Origin of the sequence: Ornithinibacillus gellani (genome assembly GCF_003730295.1) — a bacterium.
GTDB lineage: Bacteria > Bacillota > Bacilli > Bacillales > Amphibacillaceae > Ornithinibacillus_A > Ornithinibacillus_A gellani.
Genome location: NZ_QTSZ01000017.1, coordinates 247,933 through 266,004 on the forward strand (window position 1 = coordinate 247,933; position 18,072 = coordinate 266,004).

The following is an 18,072-nucleotide window of genomic DNA, read 5'->3' on the forward strand; positions in this document are numbered from 1 at the left end:
GGCAAAGTTTTTGCAAAGTCGATACAGTCAACCCGAATTACAGGATGGTGCTACACCGAACCCTGTGCTGCCTCATGCAGTATATTCAGCTGTCTTTCAAGATTTTCCAGAAGCGCCTTGCCTTCTACCTCATCTATGAGTCCTAATCGAATTGCAAAATCAATTTCCCTTGAAAGACCGAACATTTGCGTATCTAATACTTCTTCATATAATGGACATTGCGGCATCGTTAAGTTTTCAATCTGAACCTCTATTAACCGCAATATTTTGTCAGCGTCAGCCTTAAGAAGGGCATAGGCTTTTTCTCGATGATCTACAGTCATCTCGGGCATCAATAGTATCCCCTCCATTTTGAAAAACAGGGTTTACCGTTGCTATACAACGTATAACCTGATCCTTTATTTTCCCAAAGTATTTCTTCTATATAATATTATCGTCTGGACAAGGAAAATGCAAATGAAATTCGTGTTTTATACATCGATCCATCTATTTTTTACTCCAAGTCATAAAAAATGTTAGAAAACAAGCAAATCACCTATTACAGCGCATTTGTTGAATAATCATGATTGTCCTATATTTATTGTATGGCATTTGTATCGTGGATAGACATCATCCCATTATTTTGTTTCCATCACACATGTACAGAATGAAAATCGTGAAAAATAATCGCTTCTCTGCTATTCTTAAACAGATAGATATGGAAAGGTGGATAAAGAATGATTGTACCAATAACAGGAAAAGTTACATACTCCATTACAATGGATCCAACCGTATGGATATTTGATGATCGAAAAATTATCCTGGAGGATGCATTTATTAAAAAGGATACACCTCAAGAACAAGATGAATTAGAAAAGGCTGCAGAACGCTTTAATCAAGAGATTTATCAGCAAAAAATTAAGCCACCTGTAAATAAAAGCATCTCACGCTTTGAACGTGAAAACATTTTAAAACATTCCTATGTCATGCCCATTGAAGACTTTTTAGGTCACGCAGAACCAGATTCAGATGCTCAAAAAGCAGTCTTGAAAACCAGTCAAGGGGAGGTAGAAATACCATTACAGGATTTACAGGCGAGCTATCTTTTGTTTGCCATTGATGGTAAGCCGGTTACTGACGAGGGCCCTGTTCAGCTATATTATCGTGATGGTACGAATAAAGAAAATCCAATTAAAGGAATAAGTAAAATAGAAATCATATAATCAAACGCTGATTCACAATTAAAAAATGGTTTACTGCATATTTTGGCATAATCTCCTCAAAATAAGGTAGAGAAGTTACCTTTAGGAGGTTATGCCAAATGCAACTACGATCCATCCTCATCGTTCTCGGCATTTTTATACTAGCAGGCTGTCAGCAGGACAATCGCGAAAATGCATTGGAAGAGAAATCCGCATCTGATCGAATCATTCACGTAGAAAACACCAATCAAACACAGCTTAAAAACTATTCCAACTCTGAAATTGCCAACCATCTGTCCAATGTTGCAGCATCTGTACCTGATGTTCATGGAGCGGCAGCAATTGTAGCTGGACCCTATGCAGTGGTTGGGATTGATGTAGATCAGGACCTTGACCGAACTAGGGTTGGAACACTGAAGTATTCTGTTTCTGAGGCACTAAGTCACGACCCATATGGCAAAACAGCAGTTGTTGTTGCCGACGGGGATGTTTTGAAAAGAATTCGTGATATGAATGATAAAATAAAACAAGGCTATCCTGTCCAGGCAGTTGTTGATGAATTAGCAGCAATTGTAGGGCGTTATATGCCTTACCTTCCTCCACCAGAAGATCAACCTAAGGATTCTGATCAAAATAAAGATGTCCTACCAAAAGATGAGGAAAAAGAATTGGATGACATTCAAGAGAAACAGTCTAATGATATGATGAACAAAAAAGAATAAATAAAAAAACCCCCTGGCAATATGCTAGGAGCGATGATTCATGACTGAAACAATACTAATTTTATCGTATTAAGAAGCAAACATTTTATAACTAGAATACCCCTCCGGGAATATACTTTATATTTATCATTACGGGTACAAGAAAGACAGCGCAGTCCTAGGACGTTACGATTTAATAGTCTGCCTACCACAGCTTTTACCTTGAGGGGTCTTCTTATATAGCTCTTAACACCCACATGATAGGGCTTCTACGAAAGCGGTGCACTTGCAGAGAAAGTGCTCTGCTTTTTCAATGGGCCCGCCTATGTTCCCGAAGCTGATTCATGTTATTGTTCGACTCTCCAACTAATCATGATAGTTATGTCCCGACACCATAATCAACAATCAATGAATTCGCCGCAATAAATATGTTTTTTAATTTGATAATCCTGTTAAATCAATCGAGTTAGCAACTTTCATAATTTCTTCTTTTTCAATTCCATGGGTTGATAATGTAATAAAATAATTTTCAGTTACAATATGAAGTGTACTGTAGTATGAAGAATCATTTTCTAATAACAGGAAAGCGGGATTCCCATTCACAATCATCTCCACCGGTTTTTCATTTGGATACATGACGTGCTTCACGTGATTAATAGCATCTACTCCTTCACCTATTTCACTTTGTGTGAAATGGAGGTAAAATGAACTGTTTCCATCGTATTTAACCTCAGCCGTTTTTGTGCCTTCTGGATGTTTTATAATTATAAATTGGGAAGTTGTATTCATCTGACTCGGTGTATACGTTGGGAGCCTTAGATCTATTTCCCTCAACATTTCCTCTTTTGACACGAATCTTCTATCCGCATTTATGGCATTGTCTTTATCACCCTCTTTAGGTTGCTCATTACCATCCTCAGTAATAACATTATTTTGTGATTGGTTATGATTGAAGTAAGTGCTACTTTCATCAAGTAAATTATTAGATAATATAAATTTATAACCCAACAAAAGAAAGACAAGGAGTATACCAACACTTGAGGCATATTTAAGATTATTGTATTTACTGGATTTTTGGTCCATCTTTTTAATACTACAAGATACCCGATACTGCAGATTACTTTTATTTTCCTGTTTCCAAATAATATTTTGATTTAAATCTTTTAGAGAACGATCAAAAATAACATCTTCAGGTGATCGTTTTTTCTCATACGTAAATCCCTCCTTAACAAGTTCTTTTTCCAACGCTGGGATTGCCCTATAAAGCGTTGTTTTAACCTTGTTATCCGACCATTTTAAAATTGTACTGGTCTCCTTAATACTAAAATTCTTTATTTTTCTTAAGATAATAACTTCACGATATGTACTTTTAAGCCTTCCCAATGCTTTGTACAACTCTCTTGAATTCTCCCTAATCGCTACGATATCTTCAGGTAAAGGGTCATTCTCAGCCTTTGTATGAAAAAAGTTTTTAAACACGATTAATGTTTTTTGTTTCCGTATAAAGTCTATTGTGATATTATGCGCTATACGGTAGAGCCAGGTTTTTGGTTTTGACTTTCCTTTATATGAACTATAACTTTTATAAGCTTTTATAAAGGTATCATGTGTTAAATCTTCCGCTTGTTGATAATCACGTATCATCATAAGGACGTACTTGAAAATGGATTCACTATATTGTTGATACCAATCTGTAATGACATCACTTGTATTTACCGACAAAACAACACCTCCTTTTTAGCATGTCATTATATAGACGTATATTCTTTTAAAAAGTCACACCTATTTTCCACTTCTTTTAAAGTAAATCGAACTTTTATAAAAATCACCCTAATTATTTACTATACTAGCTACACACAAAAAAAAAGATACATGCCCCTCAGTGAGCACATATCTTCTTGCATACGTTTGTCTTCATGTTTATGTTCCAATTAGCTATACTGTTCTTCTCCATCATTTGCTTTATGCTTTGTATAATATTGAACCCCGAATTGCGAGCCTTCCGAGACCATTTTGGCATTTTCCAATTGCGCTAAGTCGGTTGCCTCTGATTGATCTGGGGCACCAGCATTTTCAAATGTAGAGTTATTATTTACATCTTGTTTTTTACTTTTATTATATAAATAGCCTGCAACACTTGCTCCAACTGCTCCTGCAATAGGAAGTAACAACCTTTTTTTCATGTTAACCATCCTTTCTTATATTACGTATATTTCCCTTCTTTATTTGAATAAAACATACTCTTCTTTCCATTTCACCACTTTTTTTGATATAGTAAAAAAACATAGGTTAGATATTTGAGGTGAACAATATGCAAGTGAAATGTGTACTTTGCGATAAAATAGAAAGCTTGGACGATGACTGCCCGGAAGCAAAGCGTTTGCGTAACCGGCGAATAAATATGTATATTTGTGCAGATTGTTATCATCGCATTGAAAAGAGAACAAATGAACGCCACCAAACAGGTAACTTTCATCTGTATAAAGAAAAAAAGTCCAACGATCTCATTTAATCATTAAGAAAGAACAAAAGACCTCGCTTTTTAGCGAGGTCTTTTTTATGCTTCATTTGATTTATTTCTTTCTTTACGCTGTTGATGTAGTCGAAAACGGTATATGGCCAGTACAATTGCAATGATTACCAGACTTTCTGTAATCGGTAAGCCAAAAATACTGAAAATCGTTAAAATATACGTACCAACTGCCAGCATGATATACACGAAAACATCTTTTAGTAGTGGTAATTTCCGGGCAAATCCCAGCTTATAGGAGATAGCACCAAAGATTAAATTCAGCCCAAATAAAATCCAAAAAACATGGTCTGTTCCGAAATGATTAATAATGTAATCCATAAAAAAACTAAATTTATTTGTCATTTATTTCCCCCGCAATTTTGATCAGTTCCTATGTATAAAATATCCCTAACACCAATTTATCTCGATAAAGTGAAACTTCAATCAGTGGGGATTTTGCACTTCCCCACTGATTGTTAGTTGAACCAATCAGGCCTTTACTGGCTGTTGCCCCCACTTACTATTCTTGTGATTAACAAAAATTCTTGATGTGAGGGGCTTATAGCCAGTTAATCTGTGATAAAGTGAAACTTCTATCAGTGGGGGTTTTTGCACTTTCCCCCACTGATTGTTAGTTGAACCATTCAGGCCTTTACTGGCTGTTTATCTGTGATAAAATCCATATCTATAATACTAAACTTTTATATTCCATGCCAGTATATGTATCCTTTGAACATCATAAATAAATGGTATATACTTAGCTTTGGAATAAACGAGGTGCTTACAGATGAAAAATATTAACTTTCCAATGCTTTTCTTAGCTATTTTGGTTATAGCAATGTTTGTAGCAGTAGGAATTGCCATTTCCTATCAAAACATATGGCTGATTATATTATTTATTGTATTGGGTTTTGGATTTATGGGCTATGGAATTTCTTTAAAAAAGAAAAAGTGACTCCAATATAAAAGGGTCACTTTTTTGCTTTGATAAAATATTCTTCAATTAGCTGTTGATGAATATTCGGATGACTGACAAGTATAGAACCACTTTGCAACATATCCACCGCATTTCCTGTGAGATTAGTGGTTAAGCCCCCTACCTCATGTACGATAATCATGCCAGCTGCGAAATCCCATGGTGATAATCGCATTACTGCATATCCATCTAAAATGCCTTCCGCTACATAAGCGAACTCAATTGCGGCTGACCCATAGGTTCTTACACCTCTAATTTTCTTGACGAGCTGGTGCATTACTTGCTCATCCAATAAGCGATTCGGGCACAGCATGTAGTGGTTCATTCCAAGCACCGTTGTTTCCAAGGTTACATCGGGTTTTAACTGTGGAAGTTTCTCTCCATTACGGTACGCACCTTCATCTCTTAAAGCATGATACAATACATCATTCATCACATCATATATGAGACCAATTTCCCCAACCGCATCCTGATAAATACCAACCGATATAGCAAAATTTCTTTTTTGATGTACGAAATTCATTGTTCCGTCAATCGGATCAATAATCCAGGTGACACCCGTAAGCTCTTTTACATCATCTCCATACCCTTCTTCTCCCAATAACTGGTGATCCGGATAATGTTGATGAATACGTTCTACAAAAAACTGTTCTGTTTTCTTATCTACTGAAGTCACTAGATCATTTGCATTTGATTTTGTATCAATTTCCATTGGTTGAATCATTTGGGTACGGATATTGGCACCTGCTTCAAGTACCCATTGCTTCGCTTGTTGAAAAAGCTCATTTCTGCTACTTGTATTCATCTTCGTTCCTCCAATTAATATGTATCCACTTCCTATCTATCGTATCAAATGAGAGGAGAAAAAAATAATAAATGACCTCGAGCATGTTCTTTAATTGCATAAGCAATTAAATGGATACCGAGATCATTCCTGTTTATTCCGCATCAATTTTTATTAACTGCTTTCTTAGTCCTTCCAAGCGTTCCTTTGTCTTAATAATCATAACCGTGTCATTCTCCTGCAGTGCATCATATAGGGTTAATAACTCATAGTCGATTTCCATACGAATAACAGGAAGCTTTTCCTGCAATTCTTTTTGTCTAAGTGCCTCCATCACATATTTCATTTACTACACACCCTTTACGGTAAATTTTATAGACAATTCGCTTCCAACTTCCTTTTGCCATTACCTTTTACCATTAGTTTATGTTGATGTATGTTTTTCGTTCAGCCTGTTTCTAATGTTACTGATTTATTTACATACGATACCCAAATAATCATTATTTTAAACCAAAAATTACAATCGCTCTGCTTGACGAGTGGGGTGTACATATCGAATAATAAAAGAGTATGCATGATAAGCAATGATGGAAAGGTCGGTTAAACATGAAAGGATTTAGTCAAAAAGATTTCGATACATTTCTTATTGATGGCTTAGAGGCTAGAATGACAGCCATTCAAGAAAGAATTCAGCCAAAGTTTCAAGCAATTGGTAATGAATTAGTAGATGATTTATCTGCTCATTTAGGTAATGAGGTTTATTTACATATAGCGAAGCATGCCAGAAGAACGGTTAATCCGCCGAATGATACATGGCTTGCAATTGCTGATAATAAACGTGGCTATAAAAAGCACCCACATTTTCAAGTAGGGTTGTTTGATGACCATCTTTTCATCTGGTTAGCCCTCATCTATGAATTGGATGGAAAAGAAAAGATTGCAGCATCATATTTAAAGGATATCAATCAATTAAAACAATTACCTGAGGATTTCGTCGTTTCTTTGGATCATATGAAAAAAGACTCCATTTCAATTGGCGACTTGGCGGAAAAGCACTTCATACGTTTTCGTGACGTAAAAAAGGCTGAATTTCTAATTGGACGTCATCTCCAATCAGATGATAAGAGAACGAAAAACGGTGAATTATTAATGGAAACCATCAAGGATACGTTCCATACACTCATCCCACTTTATCAACAGGCTATGCAGGTAAGAAACCAATAATGCTCAAATGTAAATTTTGATAAACGGGACCGAAAAAAATAGGTCCCGTTTTACATGTATATTCACATCGATATATACTGCTGTTCTGTGTTTCTAGCCTTTTTTATCGTATGGTAGCTTGAATAGCCGGATTCTTGTTCAAATGCATTAAATAGTTGTTTCTCTTCACTTTTTCCTGGTACGATTTCCTTCAATCGACGATAAGCTTGTAATAAGCTATTGCGTTCCACGCGATTTTCATAAGCTGTTTCAATCAGACTGAAAAAACGAACCATATCAATCACTTCCTGTTTTGTCCAAGATGCATCTATTGGGTATGAATAATTCACAATATCACCTCATAAAGACCATTTATTTCGAATTTCTTCTGCTTCACTAATCATGGAATGGATAAGATCTTGTACAGAAGGAATATCTTGAATTCCAGCTGCGCCTTGCCCTGCCCAGCCAAAGCCTGAATCTGCATTCCCTTTGTGAATATACTGTTTATTTGCATGTCCATCAATATATTCACGTAGTTCTTCAAAGGCTTTCCCCTCTGCCTCCAGCTGAAGTATTTGATCGGTCCAACTATTTCTCAAAGCTCTTGCGGGTGTACCTAAGGTTTTTTTGATAATGACTGTAGCATGCTCATCTGCATCTAATATAGCTTGTTTATACGTTTCATGGGCATGCACACACTCTTTTGTTGCAATAAAACGAGTTCCAAGTTCCACTCCTTCTGCACCAAGTGAAAGTGCAGCCATTAGCCCCTTTCCATCGATAATACCACCAGAAGCAACTACTGGAATAGATACATGATCAGCGACCTGTGGCGTTAAAACAATCGTACCTGTATCCGCTCTTCCCAAATGTCCGCCACCTTCCTGCCCTACAACCATAACTGCATCTGCCCCAAGCTTTTCTGCTTTTTCCGCTTGTCTCCTAGCAGCAACTAATACCAGCTTTTTTATTGGATGTTCTTTTACCATATCCAGAACACCCTTTGGATTGCCTCCAGTTACAGAAATCGCTGGTACCTTTTCGGCAATTGCAACCTCAACCATTTGCTCATATAGACGACCGTGTTGACCAATCGCAAAATTCACACCAAAAGGACGATCCGTCATTTGTTTAACCTTCTGGATTTCTTTCTGAAGTGCTTCCGGATTCGGAAGACTCATCGCTGTTATCTGTCCAAGACCGCCTGCATTAGAAACGGCTGCTGCCAAATCAGCATATGCCAAATGGGCTAATCCACCTTGAATAATGGGATAGGTAATATTTAATAAATCTGTAATTCTTGTTTTCCAATTCATGGCATTACTCCTTATCCGTCATTTCTATCTGTAGTTTACCACGCACTTTTCTATGTGCCCAATAAAGTATGTTACTTCATAAATAGAATAAGGCTATACGCGATTTTCACGTATAGCCTTGCGTTTCCATTGTATTATTCACAAGAAGGGCAGCGACCATATAATGTTGTTACCTTTTCTTCCTCGTAATGCTCGATTACTTCCTGACAATCTTGGCATACGATGGTACCCACTATATTCATCTCCTTTTGTCATTTCATTTCTTATTCCTTATTATATGATGACATATTAGAAGATGCAAGCATTATTTGTATAACATTATAACTAAATATATTATACAATATAGCAAATTTACTATATATATTACACAAACTCAATAATAAAAGGCCTGAATATATATGTACATTATAAATTGGAAAATATGCCAGTTTAATTCATGTACAATATATTCAAGCCTTCATTTTATTCATCCAATTTTGTTTCAATCTTTTCGGGATCCAATATTTCATAGCCTTGATCTCTTAACCCAGTAACAATATCCTCCAACGCTTCTGAAGTCCATGTTCTGTCATGCATTAAAAGATTCGCACCATCACCAAGCTGTGGAGCATGAATCATGATATCCGTAATGGCCTCTTTTGTCTGATAATCCTTCTCCCAGTCATAGCCATAAGACCAATTCATTAGAATCATATCTTCTTGATCTGCCAATTCTTTGGAATAATCGGTGTTCGCACCATTTGGAGCCCTGAAAAATAACGGCTTCTCGCCAATTATCTCTTCCACTTGTTCATTTACAGATATGATTTCCTCTTTTTGTTCCGCATCTGATAAATTTGGTAAAAATCCATGTGTAGCTGTATGGTTACCAATCATAAATCCCATATCATGAATTTCTTTCAGTTGTTCTTTCTTCTCTGGTGTCGTTAAAAAATGTCCGTTCACAAAAAAGATTGCTTTCGCGTCAAGCTTCTTTAATGTTTTAGCCATTTCTAATGCATGTTTGTCTGGTGCATCATCAATTGTAAGTAGGACTACTTTCGCATTTGTATCATCATCCAGAGGTTTAATATACCAGCTATCTGACACATAATAGGATGGAGCCTCTCGTTCGGCATCTGAATCTGAATCAGCTGCGTCTTCACCTTCTGGGTCCTCTTGTTCATCTGTTGTACCATCATTTTGTTGCTCATCATTCTGTTCGTCATCATCTTTTTCCGGTTGCTCCGTGTTATCCTGTTTATCTCCATTGTCTGGTGCTTGTCCTTGCTCATCTGTAGAAGAACTACATGCCGTAATAAAAACCAGTAATGCTGTACATAGTATCAATTGTTTCCAAATCTTCATAGTCATCCCCCTGTTGCAAACGAAATAAATTTCTAACTTCCATTATAAACACTTATTTTACGAAACAACAAGTGTCTTCTTTGTTCACCTACCATAACTTGGATGACCTGTTTACAAATAAGACAAATAGGGAAACGAAATGAAGTAACGGTTCTGTAGTATAAGTTTATTTTAATGAGGAAAAATAACAGGAATGCTTTATTTCGCAGATCCGTTCATCATAGGTTTATGTAGGAAAGGAAGCTGTCTATGAGTAGAATTACAAATGTTTTTTACATCTCTGCAGTAATTGCAATCTTATTTATCATTTGGGGTATTATCCCAGACACCGTTTTACCGTATTGGAATTTAGATAATATCACGGGAAACATACAAGATTTCCTTGTGGATAACTTTGGTTGGTTCTATTTACTGAGTGCAACAGCATTTCTTGTTTTTGCCATCTATTTGATATTTTCCAGATACGGAAATATCAAACTTGGTAAACCCAATGATGAGCCTGAATACAGTTATATCACCTGGTTTGCCATGTTATTTAGTGCAGGTATGGGGATTGGTCTTGTATTTTGGGGTGTCGCTGAGCCGATTTCTCATTTTCACAATCCACCATTTGGAGACCCTGCTACTGCAGAAACAGCGAAAACTGCGCTTCAATATAGTTTTTTTCATTGGGGACTTCATCCCTGGGCAATTTATGCCATACTAGCATTGGCATTGGCGTTTTTTAAATTTAGAAAAAAGGCTCCTGGTCTTATTAGTGCCATCCTCGAGCCATTGCTTGGTGAGCGTGTTCGTGGCCCTTTAGGAACCTTTATTGACTGTATTGCTGTATTTGCTACTGTATTTGGAGTCGCCACATCCCTCGGGTTTGGGGCCATTCAAATAAGTGGCGGTTTATCTTTTGTTTATGATGTGAAGCAATCATTCCTAATTGAATTAATTATCATTGCTGTCGTAACAGTTTTATACTTAACATCAGCGGTGACAGGCTTAAATAAAGGAATTAAATATTTAAGTAATACCAATATCGTATTAGCCGTTTTATTAATGCTGTTTCTACTATTTGTAGGTCCTACTATTTTTATAATGAAATTTTTTACAACTACGATTGGAACTTACATTCAAAATCTGCCAAGCATGAGTCTACGTATGACCCCTTTCAATGAAGCCAATAGCGATTGGATAAAAAATTGGACGATATTTTATTGGGCATGGTGGATCGCTTGGGCACCATTCGTTGGTACATTTATTGCACGGGTATCCCGTGGACGTACCATCAAAGAATTTGTTTCCGGAGTACTTCTTGTCCCAACCCTCTTTGGTGCATTGTGGTTTAGTGTCTTTGGTGGAACAGCAATTAATTTAGAGTTTTTTAGTGGAGCAAACATCGTTGAATATGTAAATGATTTGGGAGAAGAAACGGCGTTATTTGCAGTACTGGAACAATTTCCACTTGGAACCATTATGTCTGTCATTGCGATCTTATTAATCAGTACTTTCTTCATCACCTCAGCTGACTCTGCAACGTTTGTGCTCGGCATGCAGACAACTGGCGGCAGTCTTTACCCGGCAAATCGGGTAAAAATTGTTTGGGGCCTCATCCAGTCCGGTGCAGCTGCTGTATTACTTTGGCAGGGTGGTCTGAATGCGTTACAAACAGCATCCATCATTATTGCTTTTCCATTTTCATTCATTATGATTATGGTGGTCATATCACTGATGAAAGCATTTAAAGAGGAAGCAAGGGCCATTGAACTTCGTGATAGTCGTAAAACAAACAGGAGAGGCTAGTATGCCTCTCCTGTTTTGATTATTCCTGCGTACAATCATATCTTCTTCACAAGCATCCCCACCATTAATCATTATTTCTAACGCATTTCTAGTCATAAAATCCTCCCAATATATTGTCAGACCTTGCTAACATCAGTCTTACCAATTTGGTCTTTCTTCACAGATGTCGCAGTTCTTTCCGACTAGCTTTTATCTTGCTATGTAACATTGCTACAATTTCATTTGTTATTCGACAGTTTATTATCACTTTCATAACACTTCGATAACATAGCGATAAGAGGAATAAATTTTTGTTAGGATACAAAGTAAGGAGAAAAAATATCTTGTAATGAAAAGTGGGTATGTAAATGACTTTCCATAACAGCATGGCAATGAGCAAATGGATATACTTCCCTATCTTAATGAGCTGTTTTCTTATCTGCACAGCTGCTTGCCAAGAATCGGCTTTAAATATAGACGTCATTTCATTTCAATCAGCGGATTACGAGGTTGTTTTCTTATCCCATGGTGATGTGCAAGAAACGAAAGATGAAAAACAAACATACATGGACGCTTTTTTAGAGCTCAAAGCGCAATACCCGCAGCAGTTAAGTAATATGAAACTCACAAACGAACAACAGGATTTAATTGAACAACATATGAAGTTAGAGAACACAACCTACCCTGCATTATTAATTCAGAGAGATGGGGAGACGGTCACGAAGCTGGATGGAAAGCAAACAAAAACGAAGATCATCAATCATTTAGAGTCTATTCTACAATAATCCATGACATAATTCTTCAGTTCCGCATTCCCATATACCTAGATATTCTTATCAAAAAAACTGTCTGCAGGAGGCGAAATCTAGTTAGATTTGCCACATGCAGACAGTTTTTATATACATTACAACATATGGATTGGTGTACCTAAAGCAACTTCGGCACCTTCCATAATGGTTTCTCCTAAAGATGGGTGTGCGTGAATGGTTAATGCAATGTCTTCAGCGGTCATACCTGCTTCAATTGCCAAGCCAATCTCACCAATCAAGTCACTAGCATTTGGTCCAGCAACTTGGCCACCGATAATGAGCCCATCTTCTTTTCGTGTAACTAACTTGACAAAACCATCTGTGTTGTCAAGAGAAAGTGCACGACCATTTGCAGCAAATGGGAATTTCGCTACTTTTACATCGAATCCAGCGTCTTTCGCCTCTTTTTCAGTATATCCAACAGAAGCAAGCTCAGGATCAGAGAATACAACAGCAGGAATACCGATATAATCAATTTCTGCCTTTTCTCCGCTAATTGCTTCAGCAGCTACTTTACCTTCATAAGATGCTTTGTGTGCAAGAGGTGGTCCAGCAACAATATCACCGATTGCATAGATATTATCCACGCTCGTACGGCATTGCTTGTCGATTTTAATTAAGCCACGTTCATCAACTTCAATACCAACCTGTTCCAAACCAATTTCTTGGGTGTTTGGACGGCGACCAACTGTTACCAATACATAGTCAGCCTCTACAACTTCTTCTTTACCTTTTGCTTCATAAGTTACTTTTACACCGTCTTTGCTTTCCTCTACACCTTTAGCAAGTGCTTCTGTAACAATGACTGTGCCTTTTTTCTTCAAGCGTTTTTTCACAAGCTGTGTCATTTGCTTTTCAAAACCGCCTAGAATATCTTTAGCGCCTTCTAGGATTGTAACTTCTGTTCCGAGGTTTGCATAAGCAGAACCAAGCTCAGTTCCTACATATCCCCCACCAACAACTACAAGCTTCTTAGGAATTTCCTTCAAGTTCAATGCACCTGTTGAATCTAACACACGATCAGAAAATTTAAAGCTAGGTATTTCAATCGGTGTAGAACCAGTTGCAATAATACAGTTATTGAAAGTGTACGTTTGGGATTTCTTCTCGTCCATTACTTTTGCAGTATTTTTATCTACAAAGTAAACTTCACCAGCAATAATATCCACTTTATTACCTTTTAGAAGTCCCTCAACACCTGAAGTTAATTTTTTAACTACACTGCCTTTCCATTCTTGTACCTTGGAAAAGTCAACTTCCACTTTTTCTGTTTTAATCCCCATATCATCGCTACCATGAGCATGCTCAACACGATGACCTGCTTCAATCAATGCCTTGGAAGGAATACAACCTACGTTTAAGCAGACACCACCAAGTGCACCTTTTTCAACAATTGTTACCTTTTGTCCTAGTTGTGCTGCACGAATAGCTGCAACATAACCACCAGGACCTGCCCCTACAACAAGTGTGTCTAATTCAATTGGGAAATCTCCTACTACCATAGTTTTTACGCCTCCATCATAATTAGTTGTGGATCGTTCAATAAACGTTTAATTTGATTTAGAGCAAGCTGAGCTGTTGCACCGTCAACAATACGATGGTCAAAGCTTAACGACAAAGCAAGCACTGGAGCAACGACGATTTCTCCATCACGTACAATTGGTTTTTCTGCAATACGACCAATGCCAAGTATTGCTGCTTCTGGATAGTTAATAACTGGTGTAAACCACTGTCCGCCAGCAGAACCAATATTAGTGATTGTGCAAGATGCGCCCTTCATCTCATCAGGTGTAAGTTTACCATTTCGTGCCTTATCTGCCAATTCATTTATTTCTTTTGAAATAGCAAAGATAGACTTACGGTCAGCTTGTTTTACAACTGGAACAAGTAGGCCCTTGTCCGTATCAGCTGCAATACCAATATTATAATAATGTTTTTGAACAATTTCTTCTGTTTGATCATCGACAGAAGCATTTAGAATTGGATATTGCTTCAATGCAGACACAAGTGCTTTCACTACATATGGCAAGAAGGTTAGCTTGATATCTTGCGCAGCTGCAACTTCTTTAAATTTCTTACGATGTGCAACCAATTCTGATACGTCTATATCATCCATCAACGTTACGTGTGGAGCTTTTGTTTTGGAATTAACCATTGCATTAGCAATTGCTTTACGAATACCGCTCATTTTCTCACGGGTTTCTGCGTATTCACCAGCAGGTACAACTGTTTCTTTAGCTGTATCTTGTTCTTTGGCACTACCTGTAGTTTCTTCCGCAGCTGGCGCTTGATCACCGCTAAGGAACTTATCGATATCTTCCTTCACAACACGGCCATGCTTTCCAGATCCGGTTACTTGATGAATATCTACATCATTTTCACGTGCATACTTACGAACGGAAGGCATAGCAATAACACGTTCATTTTCATCATGGGTCTCTTCTTTTTTATCTTGTTCAGAAGCAGCTTGTTCTTTAGCAGGCTTTTTGTCTTCTGTAGAAGCTTTTTCCTCTACCTGTTCTTCTGCTTCTTCCTCGTCGTCATCTTCGGATTCATAGCCTTCTGCATCAAAGGAGATTAATTTATCACCAACAACTGCAACGGTTCCTTCTTCTACAAAGATTTTTTCTACTTTTCCTTCTACTGGAGAAGGAATTTCAACAACGGCTTTATCATTTTGAACTTCACATAATACATCGTCTTCTTTTACCTCTTGGCCTTCTTCCACAAACCATTTAACAATTTCACCTTCGTGGATTCCTTCACCAATATCTGGAAGTTTAAATACAAATGCCATTCTTAACGACCTCCTGTCTAGCAAATTTTAGTAGTCCATAGCTTGTTTTACTTTATCAATAACATCTTTATGATTTGGCAACCAAACACTCTCTGCAGCAGCAAAAGCATATACAGTATCTGGTGCAGTAACGCGGAATACTGGTGCTTCTAAGTGTAAAATAGCTCGTTCTTGAATTTCAGAAACTACTTGTGCAGCAATACCAGCTTGACGTTGTGCTTCTTGTACTACGACAGCACGATTGGTTTTCTTAACAGATTCAATGATTGTTTCAATATCCAAAGGTGAAATCGTCATTAAATCAATAACTTCTGCATCAATGCCATCTTTTTCAAGCTCTTCTGCAGCCTTTAGGCAAGTGTGCACCATTGCACCGTAAGCAATTAATGTAATGTCTTTACCTTCCCGCTTTACATCTGCTTTTCCAAGCTCAATGGTATATTCTTCTTCAGGTACTTCACCACGGAAAGAACGATAAAGCTTCATATGCTCTAAGTAGATAACTGGATCATTATCTCGAATAGCAGAGATGAGCAATCCTTTTGCATCATATGGTGTAGATGGAATAACTACCTTTAGACCTGGTTGCTGTGCCATCAAACCTTCCAAAGAGTCAGCGTGCAATTCAGGTGTTGCAACGCCGCCGCCAAATGGAGAACGCACTGTGATTGCTGAAGAATGATGTCCACCATGACGATAGCGCATACGAGCCATTTGACCACTAATAGAGTCAATTACCTCATATACAAAACCAAAGAATTGGATTTCTGGAACAGGTCGATAGCCTTGAAGTGCAAGACCAATGGAAAGTCCACCAATTCCTGATTCAGCTAGTGGTGTATCAAATACGCGCTCTTCACCGAATTCTTTTTGTAGTCCTTCTGTTGCGCGGAACACACCACCGTTTTTACCTACGTCTTCACCAAACACAAGTACATTATCATCGTTTTTCAATTCTGTCCGTAATGCGTCTGTAATTGCTTGAATCATTGTCATTTGAGCCATGATTTACTTCGACTCCTTTGCTTTATATTCTTCCATTTGCTCTTCCAAATTGGCAGGAAGTTTATCATACATATTGCCGATTAATTCTGTAACCTTTTGTTTTGGATAAGAATCAGCTTTTTTAATTGCATCGCGAATATCTTCTTTCGCTTGTTCGATCACTTTATTTTCGTCTTCCTCAGTCCATAATTTTTTGGATTCCAAGAATTTACGGAAACGTACGAGTGGATCTTTTTTCTCCCACTCCGAATCCATTTCAGACGTACGGTAACGAGTTGGGTCATCCCCAGCCATAGTATGTGGACCATAACGATAAGTAAGTGTTTCAATTAACATTGGTCCATCACCATTAATAGCACGTTCGCGCGCTTTCTTCGTTGCTGCATAAACAGCAAGAACGTCCATACCATCTACTTGAATTCCTTCAATACCAGCTGCAACTGCTTTTTGAGCTAAAGTTTTAGCTTTTGTTTGCTTGTCACGAGGTACAGAAATGGCGAAACCATTGTTTTGAACAATGAAAATACAATTTGCTTGGTATGCACCAGCAAAGTTAATTCCTTCATAGAAATCTCCTTGTGACGTACCACCATCACCTGTATACGTAATAGCTACTGCTTTCTTTCCACGCATTTTCATACCTAAGCCAACACCAGCTGCTTGTACATATTGAGCACCAATGATAATCTGTGGGCTTAATGCATGTACTCCTTCCGGCATTTGGTTACCATGAAAATGACCTTTTGAAAATAGAAATGCTTGATACAGTGGTAAACCATGCCAAATTAATTGTGGTACATCGCGGTACCCTGGTAAAATAAAGTCCTCTTTTTCTAAAGCAAAATGACTTCCAAGCTGGGATGCTTCCTGACCAGCAGTTGGAGCATAGAAACCTAAACGACCTTGACGGTTCAGGGCAATAGAACGTTGGTCGAGAATTCGTGTATACACCATACGCTTCATTAATTCCTGTAATTCCTCATCCGATAGATCCGGCATATCCTTTTCATTGACTAACTTTCCATCTTCGTTCAGAATCTGGAACACTTCGAACTGGTTTTCAACATTTTCCAATACGAGTTTCAAAACAGATCACCTCTACCTTTCAGCATATATTTTATTGGTATTTATTTACCTTGCCCAAAATAAATCTTTTGTACCAATTTCCATCTAACGTTCATGTACCCTTTATTGTTTTCATTTAATCGCATCAAATGAAAAACAAAAACTGTTACATTACTTTTGTAAAAGTTATTGATACAAGTTTCAATCCATCATTAATTTTAGCCTATAAACTTCAAATTGGTCAACTACTTTGCATTATATTTCATACATTTTATTGAGAGTATCCTGATACCGCCTTTTGACACCATATAAAATAAAACAATCTGTTATAATTAAAAAACAAATCTGTATTAGTTCAAAAGCTGCATACAGTCATTTTGAACGTGATTAAAAACCATGTCTCTGCCTTTGAGATGGGATAATTCAGGCTGATATAATCATACTTTGAAATATTTTTTCCATAATTGCTTTAAATATGAGCTAACTTTCTTCCTTCTTTCCACTTAAGGCAGCCTGTATTTCATTGCTAATAAAAAAACGGACAATATACGATGGAGGTATGTAGCAATTGCAGTTTCCTTATCCAAGGAAACAGTCGATCTA

21 protein-coding genes are annotated in these 18,072 nt (G+C 37.4%); 7 read left to right on the plus strand and 14 right to left on the minus strand.

All coding sequences use genetic code 11. The features are described 5' to 3' along the window. Positions 1-50: 50 nt before the first annotated feature. Positions 51-332 (minus strand): YlaN family protein, encoded by a 282-nt coding sequence (locus tag DX933_RS05330; RefSeq protein WP_123315626.1) that lies wholly within the window; start codon positions 330-332, stop codon positions 51-53. Between the two features lie 384 nt (positions 333-716). Between DX933_RS05330 and DX933_RS05335 the strand changes: the two genes are divergently transcribed. Both DX933_RS05335 and DX933_RS05340 read left to right on the plus strand, forming a co-directional pair. Continuing rightward, positions 717-1,202, plus strand: a complete 486-nt coding sequence (locus DX933_RS05335) for a hypothetical protein (protein ID WP_123315443.1) — start codon at positions 717-719, stop codon at positions 1,200-1,202. A gap of 98 nt (positions 1,203-1,300) precedes the next feature. Next, positions 1,301-1,903, plus strand: coding sequence for a YhcN/YlaJ family sporulation lipoprotein (locus DX933_RS05340; RefSeq protein WP_123315444.1), 603 nt, complete (start codon positions 1,301-1,303; stop codon positions 1,901-1,903). Positions 1,904-2,317: 414 nt separating this feature from the next. Here DX933_RS05340 and DX933_RS18800 read toward each other — a convergent pair whose 3' ends face one another. Both DX933_RS18800 and DX933_RS05350 read right to left on the minus strand, forming a co-directional pair. Continuing rightward, entirely contained in the window at positions 2,318-3,604 is a 1,287-nt protein-coding gene (locus tag DX933_RS18800) for an RNA polymerase sigma factor (RefSeq protein WP_317843080.1), read from the minus strand. 209 nt (positions 3,605-3,813) lie between these two features. Further along, positions 3,814-4,065 carry a hypothetical protein gene (locus tag DX933_RS05350; protein WP_123315445.1) on the minus strand — a complete coding sequence of 84 codons (252 nt, stop codon included), beginning with the start codon at positions 4,063-4,065 and terminating at the stop codon, positions 3,814-3,816. Between the two features lie 128 nt (positions 4,066-4,193). Between DX933_RS05350 and DX933_RS05355 the strand changes: the two genes are divergently transcribed. Further along, entirely contained in the window at positions 4,194-4,394 is a 201-nt protein-coding gene (locus DX933_RS05355; protein WP_123315446.1) for a YlaI family protein, read from the plus strand. Between the two features lie 45 nt (positions 4,395-4,439). On the opposite strand, the gene DX933_RS05360 is transcribed toward DX933_RS05355, so the two are convergent. Then, complete coding sequence (locus tag DX933_RS05360; RefSeq protein ID WP_123315447.1) at positions 4,440-4,757, minus strand: YlaH-like family protein; 318 nt, start codon at positions 4,755-4,757, stop codon at positions 4,440-4,442. Between the two features lie 424 nt (positions 4,758-5,181). Here DX933_RS05360 and DX933_RS18360 point away from each other — a divergent pair, with 424 nt between their 5' ends. Continuing rightward, a complete protein-coding gene (locus tag DX933_RS18360; RefSeq protein WP_190279420.1) occupies positions 5,182-5,349 on the plus strand; it encodes a DUF5325 family protein in 168 nt (55 codons plus the stop codon). 16 nt (positions 5,350-5,365) lie between these two features. Here DX933_RS18360 and DX933_RS05365 read toward each other — a convergent pair whose 3' ends face one another. Together DX933_RS05365 and DX933_RS05370 are read right to left on the minus strand one after the other, a co-directional pair. Further along, on the minus strand, positions 5,366-6,175 hold the full coding sequence (locus DX933_RS05365; protein WP_123315448.1) for an inositol monophosphatase family protein: 810 nt from the start codon (positions 6,173-6,175) through the stop codon (positions 5,366-5,368). A gap of 133 nt (positions 6,176-6,308) precedes the next feature. Next, positions 6,309-6,500 (minus strand): hypothetical protein, encoded by a 192-nt coding sequence (locus DX933_RS05370; protein WP_123315449.1) that lies wholly within the window; start codon positions 6,498-6,500, stop codon positions 6,309-6,311. Between the two features lie 260 nt (positions 6,501-6,760). Between DX933_RS05370 and DX933_RS05375 the strand changes: the two genes are divergently transcribed. Further along, complete coding sequence (locus DX933_RS05375; RefSeq protein WP_123315450.1) at positions 6,761-7,378, plus strand: YktB family protein; 618 nt, start codon at positions 6,761-6,763, stop codon at positions 7,376-7,378. A 62-nt stretch (positions 7,379-7,440) separates the two neighbouring features. Here DX933_RS05375 and DX933_RS05380 read toward each other — a convergent pair whose 3' ends face one another. From DX933_RS05380 to DX933_RS05395, 4 genes are all read right to left on the minus strand, one after another. Then, positions 7,441-7,707, minus strand: coding sequence for a UPF0223 family protein (locus DX933_RS05380; RefSeq protein ID WP_123315451.1), 267 nt, complete (start codon positions 7,705-7,707; stop codon positions 7,441-7,443). Between the two features lie 9 nt (positions 7,708-7,716). Further along, positions 7,717-8,676 (minus strand): NAD(P)H-dependent flavin oxidoreductase, encoded by a 960-nt coding sequence (locus DX933_RS05385; protein ID WP_123315452.1) that lies wholly within the window; start codon positions 8,674-8,676, stop codon positions 7,717-7,719. Between the two features lie 134 nt (positions 8,677-8,810). Then, entirely contained in the window at positions 8,811-8,909 is a 99-nt protein-coding gene (locus DX933_RS05390; RefSeq protein ID WP_123315453.1) for a GapA-binding peptide SR1P, read from the minus strand. A gap of 229 nt (positions 8,910-9,138) precedes the next feature. Then, positions 9,139-10,023 (minus strand): polysaccharide deacetylase family protein, encoded by an 885-nt coding sequence (locus tag DX933_RS05395; RefSeq protein WP_123315454.1) that lies wholly within the window; start codon positions 10,021-10,023, stop codon positions 9,139-9,141. Between the two features lie 249 nt (positions 10,024-10,272). Between DX933_RS05395 and DX933_RS05400 the strand changes: the two genes are divergently transcribed. Both DX933_RS05400 and DX933_RS05405 read left to right on the plus strand, forming a co-directional pair. Continuing rightward, positions 10,273-11,814 carry a glycine betaine uptake BCCT transporter gene (locus DX933_RS05400; protein WP_123315455.1) on the plus strand — a complete coding sequence of 514 codons (1,542 nt, stop codon included), beginning with the start codon at positions 10,273-10,275 and terminating at the stop codon, positions 11,812-11,814. A gap of 347 nt (positions 11,815-12,161) precedes the next feature. Continuing rightward, complete coding sequence (locus DX933_RS05405) at positions 12,162-12,578, plus strand: hypothetical protein (protein ID WP_123315456.1); 417 nt, start codon at positions 12,162-12,164, stop codon at positions 12,576-12,578. A gap of 119 nt (positions 12,579-12,697) precedes the next feature. Here the strand turns inward: DX933_RS05405 and lpdA are convergent, their stop codons facing one another. From lpdA to pdhA, 4 genes are read right to left on the minus strand one after another with little or no spacing between them, the layout of a single operon-like run. After that, on the minus strand, positions 12,698-14,104 hold the full coding sequence (lpdA, locus tag DX933_RS05410; protein ID WP_123315457.1) for a dihydrolipoyl dehydrogenase: 1,407 nt from the start codon (positions 14,102-14,104) through the stop codon (positions 12,698-12,700). Between the two features lie 5 nt (positions 14,105-14,109). Further along, a complete protein-coding gene (locus tag DX933_RS05415; RefSeq protein WP_123315458.1) occupies positions 14,110-15,399 on the minus strand; it encodes a dihydrolipoamide acetyltransferase family protein in 1,290 nt (429 codons plus the stop codon). A 27-nt stretch (positions 15,400-15,426) separates the two neighbouring features. Beyond that, entirely contained in the window at positions 15,427-16,404 is a 978-nt protein-coding gene (locus tag DX933_RS05420; protein WP_123315459.1) for an alpha-ketoacid dehydrogenase subunit beta, read from the minus strand. Positions 16,405-16,407: 3 nt separating this feature from the next. Continuing rightward, positions 16,408-17,490: a pyruvate dehydrogenase (acetyl-transferring) E1 component subunit alpha gene (pdhA, locus tag DX933_RS05425; RefSeq protein ID WP_123315460.1), complete on the minus strand. Its 1,083-nt coding sequence runs from the start codon at positions 17,488-17,490 to the stop codon at positions 16,408-16,410. Positions 17,491-18,072: the final 582 nt, after the last annotated feature.

Coding starts and splice junctions, on each gene's coding strand:
- DX933_RS05355 (WP_123315446.1), top strand. CDS start 4,194: ATGCAAGTGAAATGTGTACTTTGCGATAAAATAGAAAGCTTGGACGAT.
- DX933_RS05385 (WP_123315452.1), bottom strand. CDS start 8,676: ATGAATTGGAAAACAAGAATTACAGATTTATTAAATATTACCTATCCC.
- DX933_RS05420 (WP_123315459.1), bottom strand. CDS start 16,404: ATGGCTCAAATGACAATGATTCAAGCAATTACAGACGCATTACGGACA.
- lpdA (WP_123315457.1), bottom strand. CDS start 14,104: ATGGTAGTAGGAGATTTCCCAATTGAATTAGACACACTTGTTGTAGGG.
- DX933_RS05335 (WP_123315443.1), top strand. CDS start 717: ATGATTGTACCAATAACAGGAAAAGTTACATACTCCATTACAATGGAT.
- DX933_RS05365 (WP_123315448.1), bottom strand. CDS start 6,175: ATGAATACAAGTAGCAGAAATGAGCTTTTTCAACAAGCGAAGCAATGG.
- DX933_RS05330 (WP_123315626.1), bottom strand. CDS start 332: ATGCCCGAGATGACTGTAGATCATCGAGAAAAAGCCTATGCCCTTCTT.
- DX933_RS05350 (WP_123315445.1), bottom strand. CDS start 4,065: ATGAAAAAAAGGTTGTTACTTCCTATTGCAGGAGCAGTTGGAGCAAGT.
- DX933_RS18360 (WP_190279420.1), top strand. CDS start 5,182: ATGAAAAATATTAACTTTCCAATGCTTTTCTTAGCTATTTTGGTTATA.
- DX933_RS05370 (WP_123315449.1), bottom strand. CDS start 6,500: ATGAAATATGTGATGGAGGCACTTAGACAAAAAGAATTGCAGGAAAAG.
- DX933_RS05400 (WP_123315455.1), top strand. CDS start 10,273: ATGAGTAGAATTACAAATGTTTTTTACATCTCTGCAGTAATTGCAATC.
- DX933_RS05415 (WP_123315458.1), bottom strand. CDS start 15,399: ATGGCATTTGTATTTAAACTTCCAGATATTGGTGAAGGAATCCACGAA.
- DX933_RS05395 (WP_123315454.1), bottom strand. CDS start 10,023: ATGAAGATTTGGAAACAATTGATACTATGTACAGCATTACTGGTTTTT.
- DX933_RS05360 (WP_123315447.1), bottom strand. CDS start 4,757: ATGACAAATAAATTTAGTTTTTTTATGGATTACATTATTAATCATTTC.
- DX933_RS05375 (WP_123315450.1), top strand. CDS start 6,761: ATGAAAGGATTTAGTCAAAAAGATTTCGATACATTTCTTATTGATGGC.
- DX933_RS05405 (WP_123315456.1), top strand. CDS start 12,162: ATGACTTTCCATAACAGCATGGCAATGAGCAAATGGATATACTTCCCT.
- DX933_RS05340 (WP_123315444.1), top strand. CDS start 1,301: ATGCAACTACGATCCATCCTCATCGTTCTCGGCATTTTTATACTAGCA.